General features: G+C 64.3%; 1 protein-coding gene. It reads right to left on the bottom strand.

Annotated features, from left to right (window positions below):
- A partial coding sequence (locus FNA46_RS25760) for a CaiB/BaiF CoA transferase family protein (RefSeq protein ID WP_143128090.1) occupies positions 1–1,010 on the bottom strand: 1,010 nt, incomplete at its 3' end.
- Between the last annotated feature and the right edge of the window lie 90 nt (positions 1,011–1,100).

Genomic DNA, 1,100 nt, shown 5'->3' on the forward strand with positions numbered 1-1,100 from the left:
TCGGCGAACATTTCGCCGATGGAGTTGATCGGGCCGGCCGGCACCGCATTCTCGCCGCAGGCGGCCAGCAGATCGGCCTTCGTCCATTGCACGGTCTTCGCCACCACGGCGGCGCGCACGGCATCGCGATGGGCGACGCGGGCCTTGTTGGTGGCATAGCGATCGTCGTCAGCCATCGCCTCGATGCCGAGGATTGCGCAGAGGCGGCGGAACTGGCCGTCATTGCCAACCGCCAGAATGAGGTGGCCATCGGCGGTCGGCACCACTTCGTACGGGCTGATGTTCGGATGGGCATTGCCCAGCCGCACCGGCGCCGTGCCGGAGATCAGATAATTCATGTTCTGGTTGGCAAGCACCGCCGACATCACGTCGAGCAGCGCCATGTCCACCTGCTGACCCTCGCCGGTCTTCATGGCATGGATGAGGGCGGCCTGGATCGCGGTGACCGCATAAATGCCGGTAAAGATGTCGGCGATCGCCACGCCGGCCTTCATCGGTTCGCCATCGGCGGCGCCGGTCACCGACATGAAGCCGGACATGCCCTGCACGATGTAGTCATAGCCGGCAAGGCTCGCATAGGGTCCGTTCTGGCCAAAGCCGGTGATCGAGCAATAGACGAGGCGCGGATTGATCGCTTTCAGGCTCTCGTAGTCGAGACCGTATTTCTTCAGGCCGCCGAGCTTGAAGTTCTCGATGAACACATCGGCATCGGCCGCCAGCCGGCGCACGATTTCCTGCCCCTCCGGCGTGCTGAAATCCACCGCGATGGAGCGCTTGCCGCGATTGGTGGAATGGTAATAGGCGGCGGAGAGGTTTTCGCCGTCCTTGCCCTCCACGAAGGGTGGGCCCCAGCCGCGCGTGTCGTCGCCGCCATCAGGGTTTTCCACCTTGATCACGTCGGCGCCGAGATCGGCCAGCATCTGGCCTGCCCAGGGGCCGGCCAGCACGCGTGCCAGTTCGATGACGCGGATACCGTCGAGCGGCGGCTTCTTGTGGGATTCGCTGGTCATGTCTCCTCGCCTGTGTGCAGACCTCACGGCAACATTGTCCGTCGGTCATGGCGGTTGTCGTAGCCCCCTTACCCCGCCTCCGCTTTGCTC

This window comes from Affinirhizobium straminoryzae (assembly GCF_007004135.1).
Lineage (GTDB): Bacteria > Pseudomonadota > Alphaproteobacteria > Rhizobiales > Rhizobiaceae > Neorhizobium > Neorhizobium straminoryzae.